Below are 21735 nucleotides of genomic sequence, written 5' to 3'. Positions count from 1 at the left end.
CGTTAAGCGCATGAAGCTTATCACAACAATCGCCGCATTGCGTCTGGAACTCGGCCGGTGCCGCAAGAGGGGCCGCCGCATCGGTTTTGTCCCGACCATGGGTTTTTTGCATGAAGGGCATTTGAGCCTTGTTTGTCAGGCGCGCAAGGACAACGACGTCGTTGTGGTCAGCATCTTCGTGAATCCGATCCAGTTCGGCCCCAGGGAAGATTTCAAAACGTATCCGCGAGACCTTAAAAGAGACATGGGGCTTTTAAGGGGTTTCGCGGATTTTGTTTTTGCGCCGTCCGCCCGCGAGCTTTACCCGGAAGGTTTCTGTACTTTTGTCGAGGTGCGCGGCCTTTCGGACGAATATTGCGGCCGGATCCGCCCCGGACACTTTACCGGTGTCGCGACAGTCGTCACCAAGCTGTTGAATATTGTCGCACCTGATGCGGCTTATTTCGGGCAAAAAGACGCCCAGCAGGCAGCTGTCATCCGCAGGATGGTAGAAGACCTGAACGTGCCCGCGGATATTAAGGTCATGCCGACCGTACGTGAGTCCGACGGTCTGGCCATGAGTTCGCGCAACACCTATCTTTCGTCCAAAGAGAGGCAGGAGGCGGTTGTTCTGTTTCAGGCGTTGAAGTCGGCAGAGCATGCCGTGGACACCGGTTTGCGCGACGCCCAGAAGATCCGCGGGATGCTGGAAGATTTTATTGCGCATACGCCGTCGGCGCGGATAGACTACATCGAGATTGTCGACAAAAAGACTTTTGAGCGCGTCAAGACGGTCGGCCGCGACGCTTTGTTGCTGCTGGCCGTATATATCGGAAAGACACGCCTGATCGACAATGTCCTTTTGAAGGCACGGCAGGGCCGGGGATAGATTTTGCGGTCCGGTTTTACAGAGGTATTGTCCATGAAAAAGATCAAAATAGGCATCATCGGTTGCGGGGCGATCGGCACGAGCCTGGCCAGGATCATCGAGGAACGGCTGTCTGAAAAGTTTTCTATCGTTGCCGTCTGCGATGCCTGTCAGGAGAAGGCGGAAGCCCTTCTGCGCATATGCCGCCGGGCGAAGATCCTGGATGCCGCGCACTTGATTGCCGCCTCCGACCTTGTCGTGGAGGCGGCATCTGCCGCTGTTTCCTATTCTATCGCGCGCCGGAGCCTTTCAGCAGGCAAGGGCATCCTTGCGATGAGCATCGGCGGCATCCTGGGCAGAGAGAAAGAATTGATTTCGATTTCAAGGAAGACCGGCGCCAGGTTTCTTTTGCCGAGCGGCGCCATCTGCGGGCTGGACGGCATCCGGGCCCTTTCTGCCGTCGGCATTTCTTCGCTGACGCTGAATACGAGCAAGCCTCCCAAGGCCCTGGCCGGCGCGGCTTTTTTTAAGACGCACAAGGTCGATCTCGCCGGGATCAGGAAAAAGACGCTGATCTTTTCGGGGCATGCGGCCCAGGCCGTCAGGTTCTTTCCTCAGAACATCAATGTGGTCGCGCTCCTGCAGCTGGCGACAGGACCGCGCGTGAAGGTCAAGGTCCAGATATGGGCCGATCCGGCCCTTCGCAGGAACGTCCACGAGATCGACGTCGTCTCGCCGGCGGCGCGTTTGAAGATCTCCTGCGAGAACACGGCAAGCCCCGACAATCCCAAGACCAGTTATCTGGCTATCCTCTCTGCGGCGGCATCTCTGGCGGGATTTTCGGATGCGGTGCGTATAGGTTCATGATTTAAAATACACAAAGGGGAGGGGGTGATCTTAGATGGCACAGAAAGTAGCGAAGGTCGGAGTGAAGAGGCAAAAGGGGTATCTTTACTTTATTGACAAGGCTGGCGACGTTTCTTGCGCCGTGATGGCCAGGGGCAAGAAGAAAGGCGGCAAGCCGAAAAAAGTCGCAAAAGTCGGCGTCGATAAGAAAGACGGTTACCTCTATTTTCTTGACAAGGCTGGCGATGTGGCCTGCGCCAAGTTGATCAGGGGCGGCAAGAAGAAATCGAAGAAGAAATAGCAGCGACCGGTAAACCCCGTTAGAGAGCGTCGTTCTCTAACGGGGTAAACGAGAACCCCCGCTGTTTTGCTTTGTTTCTTGATCGGCATCGAGACAAAACAAGACAGCGGGGGTGCCCGCCATGACGACACAACATTTGAGTTCTTTCCCAATTTTTTTGATGGGGAAAGAACTTGATAGCACAGATTGGGAATAGATGATTCAGATTTTCTTTCGGTAGGTTAATCTGTGCAATCAGAAGCTTTCCCGAGCGAATTTAATCTAGTTCAAAATTTTAGCTTAAATCAATGATGGATAATAGGCCAGAAGAGAGACTTGCCACAGATGCGGGAAAGCTTCAACAGTTAATCATTCAGGGTGCCCGCGAGCACAATCTTAAGAATGTCCATCTGGAAATCCCGCGCAACAAGCTTGTCGTGGTGACGGGGCTTTCCGGGTCGGGAAAGTCTTCTCTTGTTTTTGATACGATCTATGCCGAGGGCCAGCGCCGGTATGTCGAAAGCCTTTCGAGTTACGCCCGGCAGTTCTTGGAGCAGCTGCAGAAGCCGCATGTCGACGTGATCGAAGGATTGTCGCCGACGATCTCCATCGAGCAGAGGACGGCCGGAGGCAACCCCCGTTCGACCGTCGGCACGCAGACGGAGATTTATGACTATTTGAGGTTGTTGTTTGCCCGTGTGGGCATCCCGCATTGTCCGCAATGCGGCCGACGCATCTCCAAACAGAGCGCGCAGGAGATTGTCGAACAGCTGCTGCTTTTTAAAGAAGGCACAAAGCTCGAAATCCTCTCGCCCGTCGTGCGCGGCCGCAAAGGCGAATACCGCAAGATCCTGGCGCAGCTGCAGAAGCAGGGCTTCGTGAGGGCGCGCGTCGACGGCAAGGTTTATGAGCTTAATGAAGAAGTGCCCTTGGCGCGCTATAAGGCCCATCGTATCGAGGCCGTCGTGGACAGGGCTTCCGTCTCGCCGGGCTCAAAGACGCGGCTGACCGATTCCATCGAGACGGCCCTGCGTTTCGGCAACGGCCTTGTGGTCGTCGTGCAGGCCGGAGACCCGCAGGAGCCGCACGAGAAGACCTATAGCGAGAAGTATGCCTGCGTGGCCTGCGGCATCAACATCCCCGAGATTGAGCCGCGTATTTTTTCTTTCAATACCCCGTACGGGGCATGTCCTGCCTGCAACGGCCTGGGCATGAAAATGGAATTTGACGCGGATCTGATCGTTCCCGACAAGAGGAAATCCATCCTTGAAGGGGCGCTGGAGCCGTGGAAGCGGGGCGGCAAGGGGTATCTCTTATACTATCGGGCCTTATTGCGTGAATTATCGCGTCGTCTCGGATTTGATCTGGCGACGCCATTTTATCAATTACCCAAAGAGGTGCGCCATGCGATCCTTCACGGTTGCGATACTGTCATCTGGAATAGGCCTTTTGAGGGGTTGATCCCGCATTTAGAGAGGCTTTTCAGTCAGACGGACAGTCTGTTTTTGAAGGAAGAAATTTCCAAATTTATGTCGCAGATGCCCTGTCCGGTCTGCCGGGGTTCACGTCTGAAAAAAGAGAGTCTCGCCGTGACCATCCAGGAGCGTTCGATCTGGGACGTCACGCGCATGACGATCCAGGAAGCATATGTTTTTTTCGATACCCTGCCGTTGAGTCCACAAGAGAAGCAGATCGCCTCGCAGGCCCTTAAAGATGTGCGGGAAAAATTATCGTTTTGTCTGAATGTCGGTCTGGGTTATCTGACGCTGGACCGCAAGAGCGCCACGCTGTCGGGAGGGGAATTTCAGCGGATCCGTCTGGCAACCCAGGTGGGCTCCGGGCTCGTCGGCGTCCTCTACTGCCTGGATGAGCCGAGCATCGGTCTGCACGCCCGCGATAATGCCAAGCTCCTGGCGACGCTTCAGTCGTTGAGAGACTTGGGAAATACTTTGCTTGTCGTCGAGCACGACGAGGCGACGATGCGTGCAGCCGACCACATCATCGATTTGGGCCCAGGCGCCGGCAAATACGGCGGCGAGGTGCTGTTCAACGGGACATTCGAGGAGCTTTTGAAATCGAAAGAATCCCTGACGGCCAAGTTTTTGACGGGGCAGATGTCGATCCGCACGCCGCAAAAACGGCGCGACTACCGCAGGCGGCCCTGCCTGGAGATCAAGGGGGCCACGACCCACAATTTGAAGGGTATCGATGTCAAATTCCCTCTCGGCGTCTTTATCTGCGTCAGCGGCGTGTCGGGTTCCGGGAAATCGACGCTGATCGACGAGACGCTGTATAAGGCGCTCTCCCGCCGGCTCTACCGTTCCCGCGTCAAGGCAGGGGAGTTTAAAAAACTTACCGGCGCCGAACGCATCGACAAAGTGATCGTGGTCGACCAGTCTCCGATCGGCAGGACCCCGCGTTCCAATCCGGCGACCTATGTGGGCGTATTTTCTGTGATCCGCGATTTGTTTTCCAGGTTGCCGGAATCCAAGGCGCGCGGGTATCGGCCGGGGCGTTTCAGCTTTAATGTGAAGGGCGGCCGGTGCGAGGCGTGTTCGGGAGACGGCATCAAGAAGATCGAGATGCATTTTCTTCCGGACGTCTACGTGAAGTGCGAAGTCTGTCAGGGGGAGCGTTTTAACGAGGCGACGCTGGAGGTGAAATATAAGGGTTATTCCATCGCGCAGGTCCTGGATATGTCCGTTGAAGAGGCCTTGCGCCTTTTCGAGAATATCCCGCGGATCAAAGACACTCTGCAGACGCTTTACGATGTGGGCCTGGGATATATCCAGCTGGGCCAGTCGGCCACGACGCTTTCCGGCGGCGAGGCCCAGCGCGTCAAGCTGGCAAGCGAACTCTGCAAACGCTCGACCGGCCGGACGCTCTATATCCTTGATGAGCCGACGACAGGGCTTCACTTCGCCGACGTCGAGAAACTGCTGGGTGTTCTCCAGAGGTTGGTTGATCTGGGCAATACAGTGCTTGTCGTGGAACATAACCTGGATGTCATCAAGAGCGCAGATTATTGTATTGATCTCGGGCCTGAGGGCGGGGATCAGGGGGGCGAGGTTGTGGCCGCGGGGAGCCCTGAGGAGCTCGTCGCGCAACGCCGGTCGTATACAGGGCAGTATCTCAAGGAGATCCTTCGCAAATGAAAAGAATGGGGATGATCAGGAATGTTTTTGCGCTCATTTTTGTCGCGTGGGCCTGTTTGTTTTCTGCGGCGCACGGGGCGGAGCCTTCTGATTTCAATAAGAAAGAAGAAGATGCCTTTTATGTAGCCGCCAAGGCTTATCAGGACGGCTTTCATGATGTTTCCCTCGTCCTTTTTGATAAGTTCCTGCAGACCTATGTGCAGAGCGGCAAGAAGGTCGAGGCCATGATTTATATCGGTCAGAATTATTTCCAGCAGGAAAAATACCTCAAGGCCCTCGATCAGTTCGACGCACTCCTGAAGATGCCGGAGGCGGCAGGACAGAAGGATAAGATCCTCTATTGGCTGGGAGAGATCTACGCGCGGGGGCGGGATTACCGTCAGGCGTCTGAATATTACCAGCAGCTTGTCAATGACTATCCGGATTCATTTTATTTCCGTCCCGCCTATTCGTCTCTTGCCCGGGCTTTGTTGAATGATGGAAAGTTCAAGGAGGCCCAGGATATTTACCGCAGGATGCTGGAGCGTTTCAAGGACGCCGCAACGCAAGAGGAGGCATCGTTCGGTATCTGTGAAGCCTATTATCGTCAAAGGGATTTTACGCAGCTCAAGAAAGAGCTCGTAAAGTATTTGTCGGTTTTCTCCTCTTCGCCGAATTTGGGGAAGGCCTACTTTTACCTCGGGGAGGCGGAGTATTACCTGGAAGAGTATGCGGAGGCCATCCAGGCTTACCAGAAGTGCCTCGAACAAGCGCAGGCGCAGGATCAGATCCAGTCGGCGCAGATCGGCATCGGTTGGTCTTACCTGAAGATGAAGCGGTTTGACGATGCCGGAAGGGTTTTTTCCCGTTTTGGAGACGAGAATGAGGTGCCGGGTATCGTCCTGGGGAAGGCCGTCGTCGCTTCGGGGCAAGGGGAGTATCAGGATGCCATCGTCCTTTTCGATCGCGTTATTTCTCTCGACAAGAACGAGGAGTATGCGCCTTTGGCCTACTATGGCAAAGGAGAAGCCCTTTACCATCTGGAACATTTTGAAGAAGCGATCATCGCATATAGGATTTCTCTCGATAAGCTGCGGCTTTTGTCGCGGTGGTTGGGTGAACCAAGGGAGCTGCGCGACAGGATCCTCTACAGCTTGGGATGGGCCTACCTGAAGGTGGGGGATTTTGAGTCCGCCCAGCAGGAGTTCCAAAAAGTCGCCTCTTTTTCTTCGGACAAGATCTTCAAGCTGAGCGCCTTATGTCAACTGGGGGACGTCTATCAGGATTCCGGCGAATACGATAAGGCCGTCCAGACTTATCAGGACATTCTCAAGGAATATCCTGATAGCGTGTATAACGATTATATTCAATACCAGATTGGTCTGACATGGCTCAAATCGGAGAACATGGAGTCGGCGGCCCTGGCGCTCAAGAAATTGATCAAAGAGTTTCCGAATTCGAAACTGATCGACGACGCCAATTATTTCCTTGGCGTCATCTATTTCCAGAAGGGGGATTTTGGGGCGGCGCGCGGGCAGCTGGAAACGTTCCGTTCGGAATTCAAGGATTCTTCATATCGCCCGCAGGGCATCTTCCTTCTCGGCGAGACGTTATTGAATCTTGGAGAATTCAAGCAGGCGATCGAGGCCTTTCAATCCCTTGTGCGCGAAGCCGGCGCCGCGGGATCCCTGAAGCAGAAAGCGGAGTATGAGATTGCCAACGCCTACAGCCGTGCAGGGAACCAGGCCGAGGCCAATAAACGCTTCTCCGATTTTGTCACGCGATATCCCGATTCCCCCCTGACGCCGAACATTATCCTGGAATTAGGCCAGTCCTACGTATCTCTCCATGACGATCTTTCTGCAAGGAAATATTTTGAACGGCTTATCCGTAATTATCCCGATAACGAATTTGTCGGGGATGCTTATATAGCGATCGGCGAGACATATCTGCGCGAAGGGAACACGGCGGCCGCCTTGAAAAGCTTTGCCCAGGCCCGGGAGAGCGGACGGCTGGACGCAGCGGCGCGGGCTGCCATCTTGAACGGGGATGTGTATTTTCAGAAAGGGGACCACGCGGCCGCCATCAAGTCATATGAGGACGCGATCGGTCTGCAGACGCCATGGAGCCAGACAGCTTATATGAATCTGGCCGCGATCGCAAAGGAAGAAAAGAGATACGCCGAAGCGATTGATTTTCTGGAGAAAGCGTCGGCGATCCAGGGGACGCAGAAGACGGCGGACATCCAGTTCCAGATCGCCGAGCTCTGGGAGGAATCGGGGTCCTACGATCGGGCGCTGGAAGCCTATTTGAACGTGCATTATCTTTTTGAGAAGGATGAGGCGATTTCTGCCAAGGCGCTCCTGCGCGTCGCCAGGATTTACGAACGTATGGAGAATTGGGTTGAGCTGCGTCGAGTGCTGGAGAAGGTGGCTTCGCTGGATGTACCCGAAGCCAAATATGCCAGGGAGAAGCTTAAAAGTCTCAATGAAAAGGATTGACAGCTGCCTGCGGTGATGAGGGCGGTTGCAAGATGCGCCGGTTGAGTTTCTGACGTCCAAAAAAAGGAAGGTTTGCGATGAGAGAGAGATGGTTGCGGTTAGCCGTTTTATGCGCTTGTCTGGCTTCGTCGGTTATCTTGTATTTACAGAATCCCCTCTTGCGCCGCGGCGGCTGGGCCCTTGTCCCGGTTCTTTTTTGTTCTCTTTTTGGATTTACGGTGGTTTTTGCCAAGATCAGACAGTTTGCGGCCATCCGCATGGATGTTCCGACTTTCATGAGACAACTGTTTGAGAAGCTTGAGCGCCAGAGATTGAAAGAGGCCATCGATCTTTGTGAAGAGACGGATGTCCCTTTGTCCAGGGTCCTGCGAGCAGGGATCATCAAATATGACTACGGAAAAGAGGAGATCAAGGAATCCATGGACAATGCGCTCAGGTACGAAGAGCCGGCTTTGGGGCAGTATATGGCGCTTTTGTCAACGCTCCTGGACATCCTGCCGCTCCTGGGGTTTGTCGGGACCCTGCTGGGTGTTTCCGATATCTTCCATATCTTTGAGACGAAAGAAGCTGTTTCTCTGGCTGTTGGCCTGGGGGATGTCTCCGGCGGAGTCTGGCAAATGGTCCTCGCGCCGCTGTTGGCGCTGACAGTGCTCATTCCTCTTTATGTGGCTTTTCGTTTCTTTTCGACCCAGGTTAGGATTATTGAAGAGGATATCGATATATCCTGTCGTGAGCTTTTGAGCTTTCTTTTGGAGAGGAGAATGCAGTCGTGAAGGACTCCAGGTGTTCCGGCGCTGCTGTCCCGGGGCCGCGATTCCCTTATCTGATATTTTTTAACATTCTGCTGGTCGTTTTTTTTCTTTACGCGATGCTCAGCCGCATGCTGCCGCAAGGGGGTCTGGATATTTCTTTACCAAAGGTGATCACAAGCGCACCGGTGACTGCAAAAGGGCATGTTGTCGTTATCCGCCAAGACGGCGGGATTTTTCTGGATGCCTCCGGCCGCGCCGCCGGGACCAAAGACATGGATGCTTTCTTTCTTGGGGCCGCCCAGCTTGGAGGTCATGTCCTGATCAAGGCTGACCAGCGCGCCCATGTCAGCGATCTTGTCCGCGTCTGGGACGCTGCCAGAAAAGCGGGCGTGACACAGATCAGCATAGCTACCAATGAATAGTCCGAAGGCATCCGCCAGGTTTCTCTTGTTTGGAGTGTTCTTGTCTTTGCTGTGGCATTTTTTTTGGTGCATCGGCCTCGTCCCTGTCTTATCCCGCGGTCCTTACGAAAAGGCAAGGGGGCAGACGATCTACGCCGGCGCCTTTCTCAAGCTTTCTGATTTTTTTCCTCCTCCGTCGCAAGCAGCCCGATATAAAAGTGTCTTCAGTGCGCTTGACAGGCCCGAAGGCGTTCCCCGTCCCGCCTTGGAAAAGATCGAAGGGGATGCCCCTAAGCCGGAGATCCTCCTGGATGCTTCGCGGCCGTCTGCCAAGATATCTGGGGTGAACGTCGAACGTCCGGATTTGCAAAAAAGCGAGGGTGAGGCAGGGGATGTCGGGTTCGGCATGTCGGATTACGATCGTTATCTTTACCAGGCTGATTTTTCCGATATCCGGCGCGCCGCAAGCCGTGAGGCCTTGAGCCATGTCATTGTTTTTCAGGTTTTTTTGGATGACAAGGGGCGCGTGGCGCGCATAAAGAAGATATCGGGAAGCGGAGACCCGCCCCTTGATCTTTTCATCCAAAGTAAGATCGACAACGCTGTTTTTAAGCCTGATGCGGCTCCCCGCGGCCGGTGGGTTACGGTTCGTTTTTCCCTGCGTTAGAGGCAGGACGCTTTTTGTCATACGGGGCGTCCTGCAGGAAAAATAATGGCCATCTTCTAGAGGGACCAGATAGTAAAAAGAGATATAGGGCGGTCATGCTTCATGTTGATTTCTTTATTTTTATCTGTTATTATTTAAGTGCGGGGATTTTCTTAATCTTATTGTTATGGTTTGGGATACAGCGAAAGTCTGAGTATAGACCGAGGATTTCGGACAAACAGATTTGGCAGTGCAACATCTGTTTGTATGTTTATTTTGATCCAAAGGCGTCCAGAATCAGTACCTGTCCGCAATGCGGAAGCTTGAATCAAAGGGGTTAACCCAGAAAGGGTAGGCCTCCGCATGCCGCAGAAAGCGGCATACCGACTCATCCGATAGAGTCGGGTAACCACATAGCGGAGGGCCTAATCCGCCGGAGGCGGAAGGATTAAGGAATTAACTTTACTCCTTGCGTAACCATCTTGACAATTTATGTCTGCGACCAGCCTTCGCAGAGCTCAGGCGGGCAGCCATAAATTCTCAAGATACGCTCGGAGTTAATTCCGCCAGAGGCGGAATTAAGGAGGTGGGGAATGATTACGGAGATCGGGATCGTTGCAGGCGAGATATGGCACTATCTTGACGCCCACGGGGAATCTTTGCTTTCCGTCATGGTCAGGCATATTGATAAACCTCGCGATCTGATCCTCATGAGCGTAGGCTGGCTGGCAAGGGAAGGGCATGTGGTGCTTGTTTCTCAGAATGGGGACCATAAGATTTCTTTGCGCAAGTGAGTCCGGCCGGGAAAGTCGCGGGCACCGCAGGGGTTTTTGGTGTGTATTTTTCCGATGTTTCTAAAAGTTTTTATTGGGGGCTGACAGAGAAGGATATGAATAAAAAGAGGGAATCCATATCGCGCGGATTGGCTATGGTGAATATGTTGATTTTCGTTATCATGTTCACCGTTCTCTCGGGCGTTATGATGACTGTTGTTTCTTCCAGCAGTCGTTTGCTGGAACAACATGTCCGCAGGACCAAGGCCTATTATCAGGCTGAGGGCGCTGTTGTGTATGCAATGGATGCGGCACGCCGCAGCGGCTGGGCGGGTAATTGGGTGATCCGGCCAACGCCCATGAATGTTAATATGCCGTGGTCGTTCGATTCCTCCGGAAGCATTCTTACCGTCAAAACAGTCGCCGTGCAGAGTTCGGCGACACCCACGGGTCCTATTTCGACCTATGAGGTCAACGGGACCGTCAATTACCAGCTGAATTGGTAAATCGCCTTTTCCTCCTTATTTCTTGCCGAGCCATGTCTTCCATAATATAAGTAAATCTATTATAATTTGAGTAAATCAATAAATAACTTGGTAATAAAGATATAAAAAATAGTTGACAAAGTAAATATTTTATGTTTAGCTAAAAGCAAGGACTTTGCAGGTCATCTCATATATCTTGAAAGTATCGGATTTCGCAGACAAAGAATTCATTATAGCTTTGAGCCTGTAACCTTCTGTTAACGAAAAGACAAGGATAGATCATGTATAGCCTAATGGACGTGGAAGAACTGGCGAATTACCTTCGGCTTAAGCGGCAGACGATTTACAACTGGCTTCATGAAAGCAAGATCTCGGGAATCAAAGTGGGAGGTGTCTGGCGCTTTGACAAGAAAGAGATCGATAAGTGGCTGAAGGCAAACCATCGCGGCGCAAAGACCAGATGAGGCGGGTTTTTTATGCTGGGTAACCTATTGAGACGAGATTTTGCGGGGATTTATTTTGGGGCCAAAGGGGTTTCTTTCGTGCAGTTATCTTCCGGCAGGATCAGGAATTTTCTTGTCCAGCCTTATCCTGCGGCGGAAGGCACAGAGGCTTATCCCGCCGAGGACATCTTTGAATCTTTCAAGGACAGAGAGATGGAGTTGATCGCTTTTCTCCAGAAGGGTCTCAGGGACAGCAAGATGGAGGCGACGACGGCCGTCATCTCTCTGCCGCCCAAGGACCTCATCATCCGCTTTTTTGAGATGCCCAACATTCCCCGCAGCGAGATCGCCGCAGGCATCAATTTCGAGATCAAAAAGTATATCCCATTCAAGATCGAGGAGCTGGCCTTTGATTATCAGTATAATGTCAAGACAAAGGCCAATATCATCGAGGTCATCCTTTGCGGCATGAAACAGGCGCCGCTCGACAGCTACAGCAATCTCCTCCAGCAGGTGAATTTCACGGCACAGGCCTATGAACCGGGACTTTTCAGCCTTTTCCGTTTCCTGGTCGTCAAAGGCAAGATCAATAATCAAAAATCATACGTCATCCTGGAATTTAATAAGGAAGGCGCCAATATCCTGATCACGGAGAAGGGTTTTCCTTATTTCACGCGCGATATCCGCCTGGCCGTCAATCTCGGACAAATGACGCCTTCAGGGGACGTCGACGGTCAAATGTTCAAGCTGATCAATGAGGTCAGGGTTTCGCTGGATTATTATCGCCGCCAGTTTTTGAAGAAAGAAGTGGATGAGATGATCGTGATTTCTCATCTGGCGACCTCAAACCTCATCGATCATTTCAGCAAGGAGTTGGGACTTAAAGTGAATCTTTTGGATCTGGCGGAGTTGGTTCAAGTGGAAGGCGTCGCTCCGGAGGCGCTCCCGGATCTCGTGAAGGCTTACGGCGCAGCGCTCAGGCAGGAAAGGCCTTCTTTGATCACGCTGAATCTCGTCCGGCAGAGGGAGAAGGCGAAGGCCGGCGGTAGCGCCGCGCTGTCCAGTGAAAATATCCAGGAAGCGGCCGTGCTATTCCTGGCGGAGAATAAACCGGCCCTGGCCAAGGGGGGCATCATCGGTGTCGCGATCCTGATCCTGGGTTACGGCTTGGGTTTTTCCAAGCTTTTCCCCCTCGAAAAAGAAAGGTCGCTGGTAACGGTCCAGAATCCGCCTGTTTTGCCGGGGGTCGATCTTTCAAGCCTGGAGGGCGTCCAGGCCAGCGAGACGCAATATCTGGCGCAGGAACGGGATTTGAGGGGGTTGATCGACAAAAAGCCGATGCTTTACAAAAAACTCGTCGATATTTCCAGGCTGCTTCCCGAAGGCGTCTGGATCAGCAAAATAGCTTATATCGAAGACGGCACGATGGCGCTGGAGTGCCATGTCTATGCCCCCGACGACAAAATCAGGCAGGAGAAGATGAACAAGTTCGTTACAGATCTCAGGAACGACTCGGAATTCCAGAAGATATTTTCGACAATCCAGTTGAATTCATGGCGGGAAGGGACCCTGGAATATCCCACCATTGATTTTGATATCGTTTGCTATGTAAAAACGGCGTAGATCTTGAGGCAGGCAGCGGTACGACGGATACCGCCGCTGGCAATGTCAAGCGGGTGAATGCATGGATGCCATGAAACAGCAAGTCAACATCGGCGAATTGCTGACAAGATATAAGGAGTATGTCATCATCGCCGTCACGGTCGTCGTTTCTCTCATCGCGGCGAAGTATATTTACAACAAGCAGATGATGGAATATGAGCGCCTGAAAGAGGATATCAATGTTGAACAGGAGAAGTCCGGGGCGATCGAGAGGATCGTTGCCATCGACAATAAAATCAAGGATTTGAAAAAAGAGGGATGGGATACGACTGAATTCGACGCCATCAGCAGCCGTATCGGGGAGCTTGCCCGCAAGAGGGACATCAAGATTCTGAATGTCAATCCGATCGACAAGATCGTGGAATCCAATTATATCCGCATTCCTTTTAAGATCAATGCGGAGGGCAGGACCGAGGATGTCATAAAGTTCATGAGAGATATCGAAACCTATCCAAAGCTGACAAGGGTCCAAAGGGTGTCTTTGGACCCGTTGCGTTCAGGCGACGACACCGGTACCGCTTCGGATTCGACCCCGATCGACGCTTTGAGGGTGGATATGACAGTCACGGCCTACTATTTTAAATGACATGGAACGCGACCCTTCTGGAAAAATGCGTGTGAAAAAAAGCGGTATGGTCGTTTTGTTTTTATGGATGACCGCGATGCCGGCTTTTCCTGTTTTTGCCGCCGATATCATGGCCATGGCTAAGGAGGCGATAGGGACTTCTTCCGAGAACGGCGCTGAGCAGGCCCCGAAGGCCGTTCAGAATGTTGAAGAAGAGGAGTTTTCAGGGTTCACCGATTTTTTTCAACCCGCCGTCCCCAAAGGGGAGGCGTTGCCGGCCAACACAAGCGAAGGGGTGAAGCGGGAAGATGCCAATGTCACCTTGCCGGCCATGACCGTGACGGGCATTGTTTGGGGAACAAAACAGCCGAGGGCCATCATCAACAGCGAAGTCTACGGCGAAGGCGACATCGTGAAAGACACGGAGGCCCAGGTCAAGAAGATCAGCGAGGAGGGTATCCTTTTTCTTTATAAAAACAAAGAATTTCTTATGAAAAGATCGCAATTGGATCGCGCGGGGAGCGGGGAGGGCGCATGAAAATCATCAAAGGCGTGTTGAGCCGATCATTGTTGTTGTGGGTTTTTCTGGTTGTTTTTCTTGTGTTATCTGCCGGCGCAGGAAAAGCAGAGTTCGATTTTTATTCCAACGACCTGATTTCGAAGGAATCGTATCGCAGGATCTCCATGGATTTTCAGGATGCGAGCCTCAAGACGGTCCTGAAGGTTTTTTCGGAGCAATCCGGATTGAATTTCATTGCATCGCAAAACGTCCAGGACCGCACGGTGACCCTTTATCTGGTCGATGTGCCTTTGCAGGAGGCGCTGAACAAGATCATGTCGGCCAACAACCTGACCTACGAGCTTGACCCCGGCAGCAATATTTTTGTCGTCAAGGAATGGGGGCAGCCTGCCGTGGAGACGATCACTAAGATATTTTTCCTTAAATACGCCCGCCTCAAAGGGTCTAAGCTTCAACAGGCTATCGATGATGCGTCGACAGCCGGTGCCGGAGGCGGCGGCACGACAGGCGCAAGCACTTCATCGAGTTCGGGCAGCACGACAGGTGGCGAAGAAGAAGCCGGGACCCTGGAAGATTCCATCAAGGCCGTTCTGACGAGCAACGGCAAGGTGGTTTCCGACTCACGCACCAACAGCCTTGTGGTGACGGATATTCCTTCGCAGTTCAGCGTGATTGAAAAGGTCGTTGAGATCCTGGATACGCCGACGCCTCAGGTGATGATCGAGGTCGAGATGCTGGATGTCGACAAGACGACGATCGACGAATTGGGCATGGACCTGTCGGGTCAGATCCTTAGTTTTGTCGGTTCGAAAGGCGCGACAAAATTTCCAGGCTTTCTGGCACAGGGCACAAATCCGGGAACATCCGCTTTTACCTACGGTACCTTGAGTGCCGATGTTTTTACGGCGACATTCGAACTTTTGTCCACGGACACAAAGACCAAATTCCTGGCCAGGCCGAGGATATTGACGCTCAGCAATGAATCCGCAGAGATCAAGATCACGACAAACGAGGCCATCGGCCAGAACACCGTCATTTCGTCGAGCCAGAGCACCTCAGAGACGACATTAGAGGCCGAAAGAGTGGAGACCGGCGTGGCGTTGAAGGTGACGCCCCAGGTCGATGCAAACACAGGCTATGTCACGATGTTCGTCCAGCCGACGGTGTCCGTGGCTAAGACAGGGGCCACATTCGCCGGGACCACGTATAAGGACCCGGAGACCAGGACGTCCATAGGGACATTAAGGGTTAGGGACGGGGAGACCATTGTTGTGGGCGGCCTGATCCGTCAGACAGAAGAAACGACATTGAAGAAGATGCCTTTCTTGGGCGACATTCCTTTTGTCGGCGGTTTGTTCAGGCATAAAGACAAAAATGTGCAGGACCGGGAATTGATCGTTTTCATCACACCCCATATTGTCGGCTACAAAGAAGCCGTTCAGTTGGCCAAGGGCGATATCACATACGGATCCAGGGCGTCATTGCCATTCCGCGAGCAGTCTTCGCCGGTAGCGCGCAAGGAAGTCGTTGACAGCATGTTGGAAAGATGGGAAAATTGAGCGCATGCCAAGGCCGTATTTAAAATTAGGAGAAATCCTGGTCAAGGAGGGGATCGTCACGCAGGCCCAGCTTGAGGAGGTCATCAAGGTCCAGGCCAAAGAGGGCGGGCGTCTGGGAGAGCTCCTTTTGAGGCTGGGATTCGCGACCGAAGAAGACGTGGTCGTTGCCCTGGGAAAACAGCTCGGTCTGCCGTACGTGTCCATGGGCAGCGGATTGCTGAAGCCCGTGACCGATCAAAACCTGGATCTCCTGATCTCTAAAGAGTTTGCCATCAAGAACGCCGTCCTGCCGTTATCCAAGAACCTGAATTCCCTCACGTGCGCCCTGACCGATCCTCTCGACGTCATCCTTATTGACAACCTTAGCAAGGTGACGAATTGCGAGATCAACCCTGTCATCGCGACAAAAACCGAAATTTTAAAAGCGATTGAGGAGTTTTACGGAAAACGGGACATCCTGAAGGCCGCCGTCAAGGAATCGTATGCCATGACGGAAGAGTTTGAGACGTCGGTTGAGTTTGAAGCCGAGGAGCTGAGCATCGACCGTCTCATCGCCAGGGCCGAAGAGGCGCCGGTGGTCAAGCTTGTGGACTTGATCATCAAGCAGGCCATTGACGAACGTGCCTCCGATATCCATATCGAGCCTTTCAAGAGCAAGATCAGCCTCCGTTACAGGATCGACGGTGTGTTGCATGAAATTCCTCCTCCGGCCAAGCATCTGCAATTGCCGATCGTTTCCAGGATCAAAATCCTTTCCAAGCTGGATATCGCCGAGAAGCGCTTGCCTCAGGATGGGGGTTTTTCCGTGCGTTTCGAAGGCCGCACCATTGATTTGCGTATCTCGGTCATGCCGACCATCTACGGCGAAAAAATCGTCATGCGCATCCTGGACAAAGAAGGGGTGTCCATGGATCTGGCCGCGATGGGGTTTTTGTCATCACAGCTTGAGCTTTTTCGCAGGGCGATCCGTGCGCCTTACGGCTTGATCTTCATGACGGGGCCTACGGGCAGCGGTAAATCCACCAGTTTATATGCCGCGCTCAGCGAGATCAAATCGCCGACGAAAAATATCGTGACCGTCGAAGACCCCGTGGAGTATCATATTGAAGGCATCAATCAGGTCCAAATCAAGCCGGAGATCGGTCTGACATTTGCGTCTGCCTTGCGTTCTTTTCTGCGCCAGGACCCGGACATCATGATGGTCGGCGAGGTCAGAGATTTGGAGACGGCGCAGATCTGCGTGCGCTCCGCCTTGACAGGCCATCTCGTTTTGAGCACGCTTCATACCAACGACGCCCCCTCGGCCGTCACGCGCTTGATCGATATAGGAGTAGAGCCGTATCTTTTGATGCCTTCGTTGGTCCTTATCGTTGCCCAGCGTCTTGTGCGTCGCCTGTGCCCGGATTGCAAAGAAGCCTATGAGCCGAGCCAGGAAGAAAGAGAACGCTTTAATTTCCATTCCGACCTTATCTACCGCGCCAAGGGATGCGATAAATGCAATCATATCGGATACAAGAAAAGGACGTGTATCGCCGAGGTTCTTTATGTGGACGACGAGATCCGGGAACATATCACGTCGGGCGTGAACGCCCAACAGATCAAGAAGATCGCCATCTCCCAGGGGATGCAGACGCTCCACGAAAGCGGACTGAAAAAGGTGGAGGAGGGGACCACGTCCCTGGAAGAAGCCTTGAGCGCGACTATTGGAGTTGAGTGATGCCCAAATTTTCTTATATCTGCCGTAAAACCACGGGCGAGAAAGAAGTGGGCGTGATCGAAGGGGCCAGCCAGGACGAAGTGGTTGCGCAGCTCCAGCGCAAAGGCCTTTTCATCACCTCCATCATTCCTTTCGACGTGGGCCGCAAAGAGGCGGGGGCTCCCCAGGAATCCAGGACGGTCAAAAAACAATTCACGCACGCCGGTGTCAATTCCCATGACCTTGTGCTTTTTGCGCGCCAGCTGGCCATGCTCCTTGGGGCGGGCGTCAGTCTTTTGCGCTCCCTGGATGTCATCGCCAAACAGGTGGATTCCAAAAAATTAGCCACAATCGTCACCCAGGTAGCCTTGGACATGGAGGCCGGCCGGACGCTGCGGGATGCCTTGTCGAAATTCCCGGATATTTTTTCCGCTTTGTGGATCAACCTTATCGAGACCGGCGAGGCGAGCGGCAACCTCCCCATGGTTTTAGACAAGCTGGCCTATTATCTGGAGGAAGCGGCCAATTTTAAGCGAAAGATCGTTTCGGCTCTCCTTTATCCCGGCATCCTGTTGTTTGTTTCCGTGTCCGCCGTTTTCTTCTTCATCATCAAGATTGTGCCGACTTTTGCCAATATCCTTGTGAATTTCGGCGTGGAACTGCCCCTGCCGACGAAAATCCTTATCAACCTCAGCACGCTTTTGACAAAAAATCTCCTGTGGATCGTTCTCGGGGGCGCGGGCCTCGTGTTTTTGTTCCGTTACATCAAACGACGGCCGCCCTTTGACAGGATCATCGAGGACATTTCTTTCAAAGTGCCGATCTTCGGCGAATTTTTAAGGTTTATGTATCTGGAACGGTTTGCCACGACCATGTCCATCCTTATCGAAAGCGGCGTGCCCATCCTGTATGCCCTCGAGATCTCCGAGCGCAGCGCCGGATCCATCAGGATGACGGACGCCATCAGTTACATCAAGCGGAATGTCAAGGAAGGCCGCAGCATGGCTGTGCCTATGGAGAAAAGCGAATTCTTCACGCCTATGGTTGTCCAGATGATCGCCATCGGCGAGGAGATCGGTGAATTATCCAACATGCTCAAGCGCATCGCCAAATACTACCAGGATTATCTGGAAACTTTCGTCTCGCGTCTGGCGACGATTTTTGAGCCTTTGATGATCGTTTTTATCGGCGTCATCATCGGCGCGATGGTCATCTCCATCTTTCTGCCGATCTTCAGCATCGCATTCATGAAGACGGCATAAATTTTGCATAAGTTGCTTGACTCTATTGCTTTAAAATGCTACACTACTTTACAAATGTTGAAAGCAGACAAATAAGATAAAACGCATTTAACTTTTCAACCAAAAGGAGGGGAAAACATGTTCCAGAGGAGAAAAAGGAGATCCGGTTTTACGCTGTTGGAACTCATCATCGTCATCATAGTTATCGGTATTCTTGCTTCCATCGCGCTGCCGCGTTATATCAGGATCGCTGAAAAGGGAAGGGCCGCTGAAGCGAAAAACATCTTGTCCGCTATCAGAAGCGCCCAGATGAGATATGCGGCGCAATACGCCAGATACGCAACAGCCGTCGCTAACCTCGATCTGAACCTGCCTTCTGCGAAGTACTTTACCTATGTGACGACCTGCGCGACAGTGACAGACCTGAGCAGCACGACCGCTTGCTTGGCGACAGCGACTAGGTTGACGACTCCGGTGGCGGAAAACCCCAACATGGGAGCTTATACGCTGAACATCAGCATGGGCGGGTTGCTTAGCGGTTCCACGACTGGATTGACGGTTCTGTAATTGATATTTTTTGGGTGCCATTCGGTGCTCCGGTGCGGTGAGGGTTTTCAGAGACTGCGCCGGAGCATTTTTTTAATGAGGGCATAACTTAGGGAGTCTGTCTGCAGGACGAGCGACCTAAGTTATTGCCCGAATTAAATCCGCCGATGCACTAGTGGCGGATGGTGGATAAAGGGTGGTGGCTGTATGCTGAACCTTATCTTTGTGACGACAACGGATTGCCAGTTGCAATGCCGGCATTGCCTGCGGGGTGAGGCTTCGGGACAGCATCTGCCTTTTGAGCTTATTGAAAAGACGGTCGCGGGTGCAAAAAAATACGGCATTGAAAACATCCATTTGACCGGCGGCGAGCCGTTTTTATACCGGAACCTCGCTCAAGTGCTGGCATTGGCGCAGAAGGAGGGTCTAGACGTTACCTTTTCTACCAATGGCCTCCTTTTGCCTAGCCATCGGGAATTGTTGCGGACCTATCGTGAACAGATCCGCCTCCTGAGCATAAGCGCCGAAAGCCCCCGGCGGGAAATCTATGAGAGGATCAGAGGCGAAGGGCATTTTTCACAGTTGCTGTCTGCTTTTCAATTTTGTCGTAAAGAAGGTCTGCCTTTCGGGGTCCTGTGTTGTTTGAACAAGCTTAATGCCGCCGAGATCACGGATATCATCCGTTTTGCCCGTAAAGAAAAGGCTGCTCAGGTCCATTTCACGGCGGCCCTTCCGTGCCGCAGGTCTCAAGAGAACGGCCTCGTCCTTTCCGAAGAAGAACGCCGGGGCGCCCTTGAGACCCTGCAGAAAGCGCTTCGTTTTTCCCAGTTGGATTTCTTCAAGCTGGCTTACGTCCCCATGCGGATTGGCGAGCCCCTGTTGGCTTCGGATAATCTGGTGATGTGCGCCAATCAGTCATTGCGCTATGTCACGATCGACGTCGATGGACAGATACATTTTTGTTGTTTTTTGACGCAGTATGATATACCATGTGAACGGGAAAAACGCCTGAAGTTTGCGCGCCTGCAGGACGTTTCTTTTGATGAGGCGCTGGAGCGTTTTCAGGCGCGGATGGCTGAATTTTTGCACGGCCGGTTTTTGGATTACCGGGACGGCCAGTGGAAACACGACCTCGATTTCAACAGCTGTTTCTATTGCCACAAGAAGCTCATTCAGTAGACAGAAAGAGATACGAGCGGAGGCGCTTATGAAACGCAGGATCGGCTTTACCCCGTTAGAGGCGGGCTGTGTTGAGACAACTGTTTTGGCCCTTTTGACGCGATTCCGAAAATCTCGCCCCGCGAGCGTTGCTTCTTCGTTTGTCAAAAGGGCGTCTTCGTCTCTAAGGGGGTTTACCCTGCTTGAGATGATGATTGTTGTTGTCGTGATCGGCATTCTGGCTTCCATCGCCTTGCCGCGCTATACTCGTATTGTTGAAAAAGGCAGGTCTGCCGAAGCGCGGCATGTCCTGGGGCTTATCCGTGATGCGGAACTCGCCTATTACCTCGATTTCGACAGATATACGAACAGTTTGACGGCCCTTGGGGTGCAAGTCCCAGGCGCCTGCAATACCAGCTATTATTTCAGTTATGCCATTGCCGGGGCCCCGGCTTCCTTTACGGCGACCGCCACGCGTTGCACGGGGGGTACTGGAAAAACTCCCAGTGGCTCGACCACCTTTGTGCTTAACATAACCCCTGCCGGGTCGTTGGGGGGGTCAGTCGGTTTTGTGTGATTCCTCGGTAGAAAACGCCGGCTTTCCGCATGGGGAGGGATGTTTTTTCCGGCGGGAACAAGGGTTCGGCTGCGAATCCCCTCCCTTGGAGGCAGGACGTTTTGTTTTCTGAGGGAAGGATGGGGGGCTGTTCATGATTGAGAAACCGTTTGATCCATGTTACAATTTTAATATGAAAGAAAATCGCGGTCTTATCTTGCTACTGACAAGATTCGCCAAGGGGTGGTTATTAAGAAGCAGGCCCCAGGAAAGACGATGTCTGCCTCAGACAGAGCCGCCTTTTATGGGGTTTACCCTGGTAGAGTTGATGGTGGTCATCATCATTATCAGTATTTTGGCAGGAGTTTCAGTCGTCAGTTACAGCAATACCAAGGAAAAATCCTTGGATAAAGAGGCTACGTCTGCGCTTGTTTTGATCCGCAATGCTGAACGCCAGTACTTTGCCAGGTTCGAGAGGTTTTGGCCTTCAGGCACTACCGTTACGACGATCGCCCAGATCAACGGTAATTTGACTATCGATCTGAGCGCAGCCAATTGGGCTTTTGGCGTGACGGGCGGGGCCGCGGGCATCACGTATAATGCTTCGTGCACGCGAGCGGGCCGAACATGGCGCATTTCCGGCTTGACAGGCAATCCTACTTGTTCGGGGACCTGTTTTTAACTGTTAAACTATGATGCGGATGCGCAAGATGAAACGATTGGGTTTTACCCCTTTAGAGAAAGCGGGCGCTTCCAAGCGCCGGCTTTCCCTAAAGGGATTTACGCTCATGGAGGTCATTGTCGCGATCACCATTTTAAGTCTTTTGTCCGCCGGTTTTTTCAGCGTCGCTTTTTCGGCCCGCAATTTGACGTGGCGTTCCAGGATGCGTTTAAGAGGGGTTGAGATCGCCAGGCACCGCATCGAGGAGCTCAGGCGGTTTGTCCGCGCCGATACGTGGGACACGGGTTCGCTGCGCGTGATGGGGTGGACCGCATGGACGGCAGCTCCAGAAGACTCCCAATTTCAGACACGGTATATCGTGCAGGCCATCGGCGGAGGATATCAGTGCCGCAACGTGACCGTGCAGGTGAGGTGGAATGAATCGGGGATGTAGTCATAGACA

General features: G+C 52.8%; 22 protein-coding genes. All 22 read left to right on the top strand.

Translation table 11 applies throughout. From position 1 onward, the window contains the following. Positions 1 to 10: 10 nt before the first annotated feature. The 22 genes from panC (at position 11) to BU251_RS05080 (ending at position 21726) form a co-directional block, all read left to right on the top strand. Positions 11 to 868, top strand: coding sequence for a pantoate--beta-alanine ligase (gene panC, locus BU251_RS05185; protein WP_128699890.1), 858 nt, complete (start codon positions 11 to 13; stop codon positions 866 to 868). Positions 869 to 901: 33 nt separating this feature from the next. Further along, positions 902 to 1714, top strand: coding sequence for an aspartate dehydrogenase domain-containing protein (locus BU251_RS05180; protein WP_128699888.1), 813 nt, complete (start codon positions 902 to 904; stop codon positions 1712 to 1714). 34 nt (positions 1715 to 1748) lie between these two features. Next, positions 1749 to 1994, top strand: coding sequence for a hypothetical protein (locus BU251_RS05175; RefSeq protein WP_128699886.1), 246 nt, complete (start codon positions 1749 to 1751; stop codon positions 1992 to 1994). A 290-nt stretch (positions 1995 to 2284) separates the two neighbouring features. After that, positions 2285 to 5128, top strand: coding sequence for an excinuclease ABC subunit UvrA (gene uvrA / locus BU251_RS05170; protein ID WP_128700966.1), 2844 nt, complete (start codon positions 2285 to 2287; stop codon positions 5126 to 5128). Beyond that, positions 5125 to 7608 carry a tetratricopeptide repeat protein gene (locus BU251_RS05165; RefSeq protein ID WP_128699884.1) on the top strand — a complete coding sequence of 828 codons (2484 nt, stop codon included), beginning with the start codon at positions 5125 to 5127 and terminating at the stop codon, positions 7606 to 7608. The genes uvrA and BU251_RS05165 overlap by 4 nt, the downstream gene beginning before the upstream one ends. A gap of 77 nt (positions 7609 to 7685) precedes the next feature. Continuing rightward, complete coding sequence (locus BU251_RS05160; RefSeq protein ID WP_128699882.1) at positions 7686 to 8381, top strand: MotA/TolQ/ExbB proton channel family protein; 696 nt, start codon at positions 7686 to 7688, stop codon at positions 8379 to 8381. Continuing rightward, a complete protein-coding gene (locus tag BU251_RS05155; RefSeq protein ID WP_128699881.1) occupies positions 8378 to 8782 on the top strand; it encodes an ExbD/TolR family protein in 405 nt (134 codons plus the stop codon). Before BU251_RS05160 ends, BU251_RS05155 begins: the two co-directional genes overlap by 4 nt. Next, a complete protein-coding gene (locus BU251_RS05150; RefSeq protein ID WP_128699879.1) occupies positions 8775 to 9428 on the top strand; it encodes a hypothetical protein in 654 nt (217 codons plus the stop codon). Before BU251_RS05155 ends, BU251_RS05150 begins: the two co-directional genes overlap by 8 nt. A gap of 572 nt (positions 9429 to 10000) precedes the next feature. Further along, on the top strand, positions 10001 to 10201 hold the full coding sequence (locus tag BU251_RS05145; RefSeq protein ID WP_128699877.1) for a winged helix-turn-helix domain-containing protein: 201 nt from the start codon (positions 10001 to 10003) through the stop codon (positions 10199 to 10201). 95 nt (positions 10202 to 10296) lie between these two features. After that, positions 10297 to 10686: a hypothetical protein gene (locus tag BU251_RS05140; protein ID WP_128699875.1), complete on the top strand. Its 390-nt coding sequence runs from the start codon at positions 10297 to 10299 to the stop codon at positions 10684 to 10686. Between the two features lie 260 nt (positions 10687 to 10946). Then, entirely contained in the window at positions 10947 to 11129 is a 183-nt protein-coding gene (locus BU251_RS05135; RefSeq protein WP_128699873.1) for a helix-turn-helix domain-containing protein, read from the top strand. A 12-nt stretch (positions 11130 to 11141) separates the two neighbouring features. Then, a complete protein-coding gene (pilM, locus tag BU251_RS05130; RefSeq protein ID WP_128699871.1) occupies positions 11142 to 12731 on the top strand; it encodes a type IV pilus biogenesis protein PilM in 1590 nt (529 codons plus the stop codon). Between the two features lie 61 nt (positions 12732 to 12792). Beyond that, positions 12793 to 13356: a type 4a pilus biogenesis protein PilO gene (gene pilO / locus BU251_RS05125; protein WP_128699869.1), complete on the top strand. Its 564-nt coding sequence runs from the start codon at positions 12793 to 12795 to the stop codon at positions 13354 to 13356. Between the two features lie 31 nt (positions 13357 to 13387). Further along, on the top strand, positions 13388 to 13873 hold the full coding sequence (locus tag BU251_RS05120; protein ID WP_128699867.1) for a hypothetical protein: 486 nt from the start codon (positions 13388 to 13390) through the stop codon (positions 13871 to 13873). Then, positions 13870 to 15414: a secretin N-terminal domain-containing protein gene (locus BU251_RS05115; RefSeq protein ID WP_128699865.1), complete on the top strand. Its 1545-nt coding sequence runs from the start codon at positions 13870 to 13872 to the stop codon at positions 15412 to 15414. Before BU251_RS05120 ends, BU251_RS05115 begins: the two co-directional genes overlap by 4 nt. A 4-nt stretch (positions 15415 to 15418) precedes the next feature. After that, positions 15419 to 17131, top strand: a complete 1713-nt coding sequence (locus BU251_RS05110) for a GspE/PulE family protein (protein ID WP_128699863.1) — start codon at positions 15419 to 15421, stop codon at positions 17129 to 17131. Further along, positions 17131 to 18372 carry a type II secretion system F family protein gene (locus BU251_RS05105; RefSeq protein ID WP_128699861.1) on the top strand — a complete coding sequence of 414 codons (1242 nt, stop codon included), beginning with the start codon at positions 17131 to 17133 and terminating at the stop codon, positions 18370 to 18372. Before BU251_RS05110 ends, BU251_RS05105 begins: the two co-directional genes overlap by 1 nt. Before the next feature lie 117 nt (positions 18373 to 18489). Further along, on the top strand, positions 18490 to 18918 hold the full coding sequence (locus BU251_RS05100) for a type IV pilin protein (RefSeq protein WP_128699859.1): 429 nt from the start codon (positions 18490 to 18492) through the stop codon (positions 18916 to 18918). A 186-nt stretch (positions 18919 to 19104) separates the two neighbouring features. Beyond that, positions 19105 to 20076 carry a radical SAM protein gene (locus tag BU251_RS05095; RefSeq protein ID WP_128699857.1) on the top strand — a complete coding sequence of 324 codons (972 nt, stop codon included), beginning with the start codon at positions 19105 to 19107 and terminating at the stop codon, positions 20074 to 20076. A gap of 28 nt (positions 20077 to 20104) precedes the next feature. Further along, positions 20105 to 20632: a type IV pilin protein gene (locus BU251_RS05090; RefSeq protein ID WP_128699855.1), complete on the top strand. Its 528-nt coding sequence runs from the start codon at positions 20105 to 20107 to the stop codon at positions 20630 to 20632. 133 nt (positions 20633 to 20765) lie between these two features. After that, positions 20766 to 21293, top strand: coding sequence for a type IV pilin protein (locus BU251_RS05085; protein ID WP_128699853.1), 528 nt, complete (start codon positions 20766 to 20768; stop codon positions 21291 to 21293). Positions 21294 to 21321: 28 nt separating this feature from the next. Beyond that, positions 21322 to 21726 carry a type IV pilus modification PilV family protein gene (locus BU251_RS05080; RefSeq protein WP_164908877.1) on the top strand — a complete coding sequence of 135 codons (405 nt, stop codon included), beginning with the start codon at positions 21322 to 21324 and terminating at the stop codon, positions 21724 to 21726. Positions 21727 to 21735: the final 9 nt, after the last annotated feature.

The sequence above is a fragment of the Candidatus Velamenicoccus archaeovorus genome, from assembly GCF_004102945.1.
GTDB lineage: Bacteria > Omnitrophota > Gorgyraeia > Velamenicoccales > Velamenicoccaceae > Velamenicoccus > Velamenicoccus archaeovorus.
This window is presented reverse-complemented; position numbering and strand designations above follow the sequence as displayed.

What these genes read in the sequence shown, in the direction of transcription:
- BU251_RS05100 (WP_128699859.1), top strand. Translation starts at nt 18,490, where the DNA reads ATGTTCCAGAGGAGAAAAAGGAGATCCGGTTTTACGCTGTTGGAACTC.
- BU251_RS05080 (WP_164908877.1), top strand. Translation starts at nt 21,322, where the DNA reads ATGAAACGATTGGGTTTTACCCCTTTAGAGAAAGCGGGCGCTTCCAAG.
- BU251_RS05165 (WP_128699884.1), top strand. Translation starts at nt 5,125, where the DNA reads ATGAAAAGAATGGGGATGATCAGGAATGTTTTTGCGCTCATTTTTGTC.
- panC (WP_128699890.1), top strand. Translation starts at nt 11, where the DNA reads ATGAAGCTTATCACAACAATCGCCGCATTGCGTCTGGAACTCGGCCGG.
- pilO (WP_128699869.1), top strand. Translation starts at nt 12,793, where the DNA reads ATGGATGCCATGAAACAGCAAGTCAACATCGGCGAATTGCTGACAAGA.
- uvrA (WP_128700966.1), top strand. Translation starts at nt 2,285, where the DNA reads ATGGATAATAGGCCAGAAGAGAGACTTGCCACAGATGCGGGAAAGCTT.
- BU251_RS05095 (WP_128699857.1), top strand. Translation starts at nt 19,105, where the DNA reads ATGCTGAACCTTATCTTTGTGACGACAACGGATTGCCAGTTGCAATGC.
- BU251_RS05160 (WP_128699882.1), top strand. Translation starts at nt 7,686, where the DNA reads ATGAGAGAGAGATGGTTGCGGTTAGCCGTTTTATGCGCTTGTCTGGCT.
- BU251_RS05110 (WP_128699863.1), top strand. Translation starts at nt 15,419, where the DNA reads ATGCCAAGGCCGTATTTAAAATTAGGAGAAATCCTGGTCAAGGAGGGG.
- BU251_RS05090 (WP_128699855.1), top strand. Translation starts at nt 20,105, where the DNA reads ATGAAACGCAGGATCGGCTTTACCCCGTTAGAGGCGGGCTGTGTTGAG.
- BU251_RS05140 (WP_128699875.1), top strand. Translation starts at nt 10,297, where the DNA reads ATGAATAAAAAGAGGGAATCCATATCGCGCGGATTGGCTATGGTGAAT.
- BU251_RS05150 (WP_128699879.1), top strand. Translation starts at nt 8,775, where the DNA reads ATGAATAGTCCGAAGGCATCCGCCAGGTTTCTCTTGTTTGGAGTGTTC.
- BU251_RS05175 (WP_128699886.1), top strand. Translation starts at nt 1,749, where the DNA reads ATGGCACAGAAAGTAGCGAAGGTCGGAGTGAAGAGGCAAAAGGGGTAT.
- BU251_RS05135 (WP_128699873.1), top strand. Translation starts at nt 10,947, where the DNA reads ATGTATAGCCTAATGGACGTGGAAGAACTGGCGAATTACCTTCGGCTT.
- BU251_RS05180 (WP_128699888.1), top strand. Translation starts at nt 902, where the DNA reads ATGAAAAAGATCAAAATAGGCATCATCGGTTGCGGGGCGATCGGCACG.
- BU251_RS05145 (WP_128699877.1), top strand. Translation starts at nt 10,001, where the DNA reads ATGATTACGGAGATCGGGATCGTTGCAGGCGAGATATGGCACTATCTT.
- pilM (WP_128699871.1), top strand. Translation starts at nt 11,142, where the DNA reads ATGCTGGGTAACCTATTGAGACGAGATTTTGCGGGGATTTATTTTGGG.
- BU251_RS05105 (WP_128699861.1), top strand. Translation starts at nt 17,131, where the DNA reads ATGCCCAAATTTTCTTATATCTGCCGTAAAACCACGGGCGAGAAAGAA.
- BU251_RS05085 (WP_128699853.1), top strand. Translation starts at nt 20,766, where the DNA reads ATGATTGAGAAACCGTTTGATCCATGTTACAATTTTAATATGAAAGAA.
- BU251_RS05115 (WP_128699865.1), top strand. Translation starts at nt 13,870, where the DNA reads ATGAAAATCATCAAAGGCGTGTTGAGCCGATCATTGTTGTTGTGGGTT.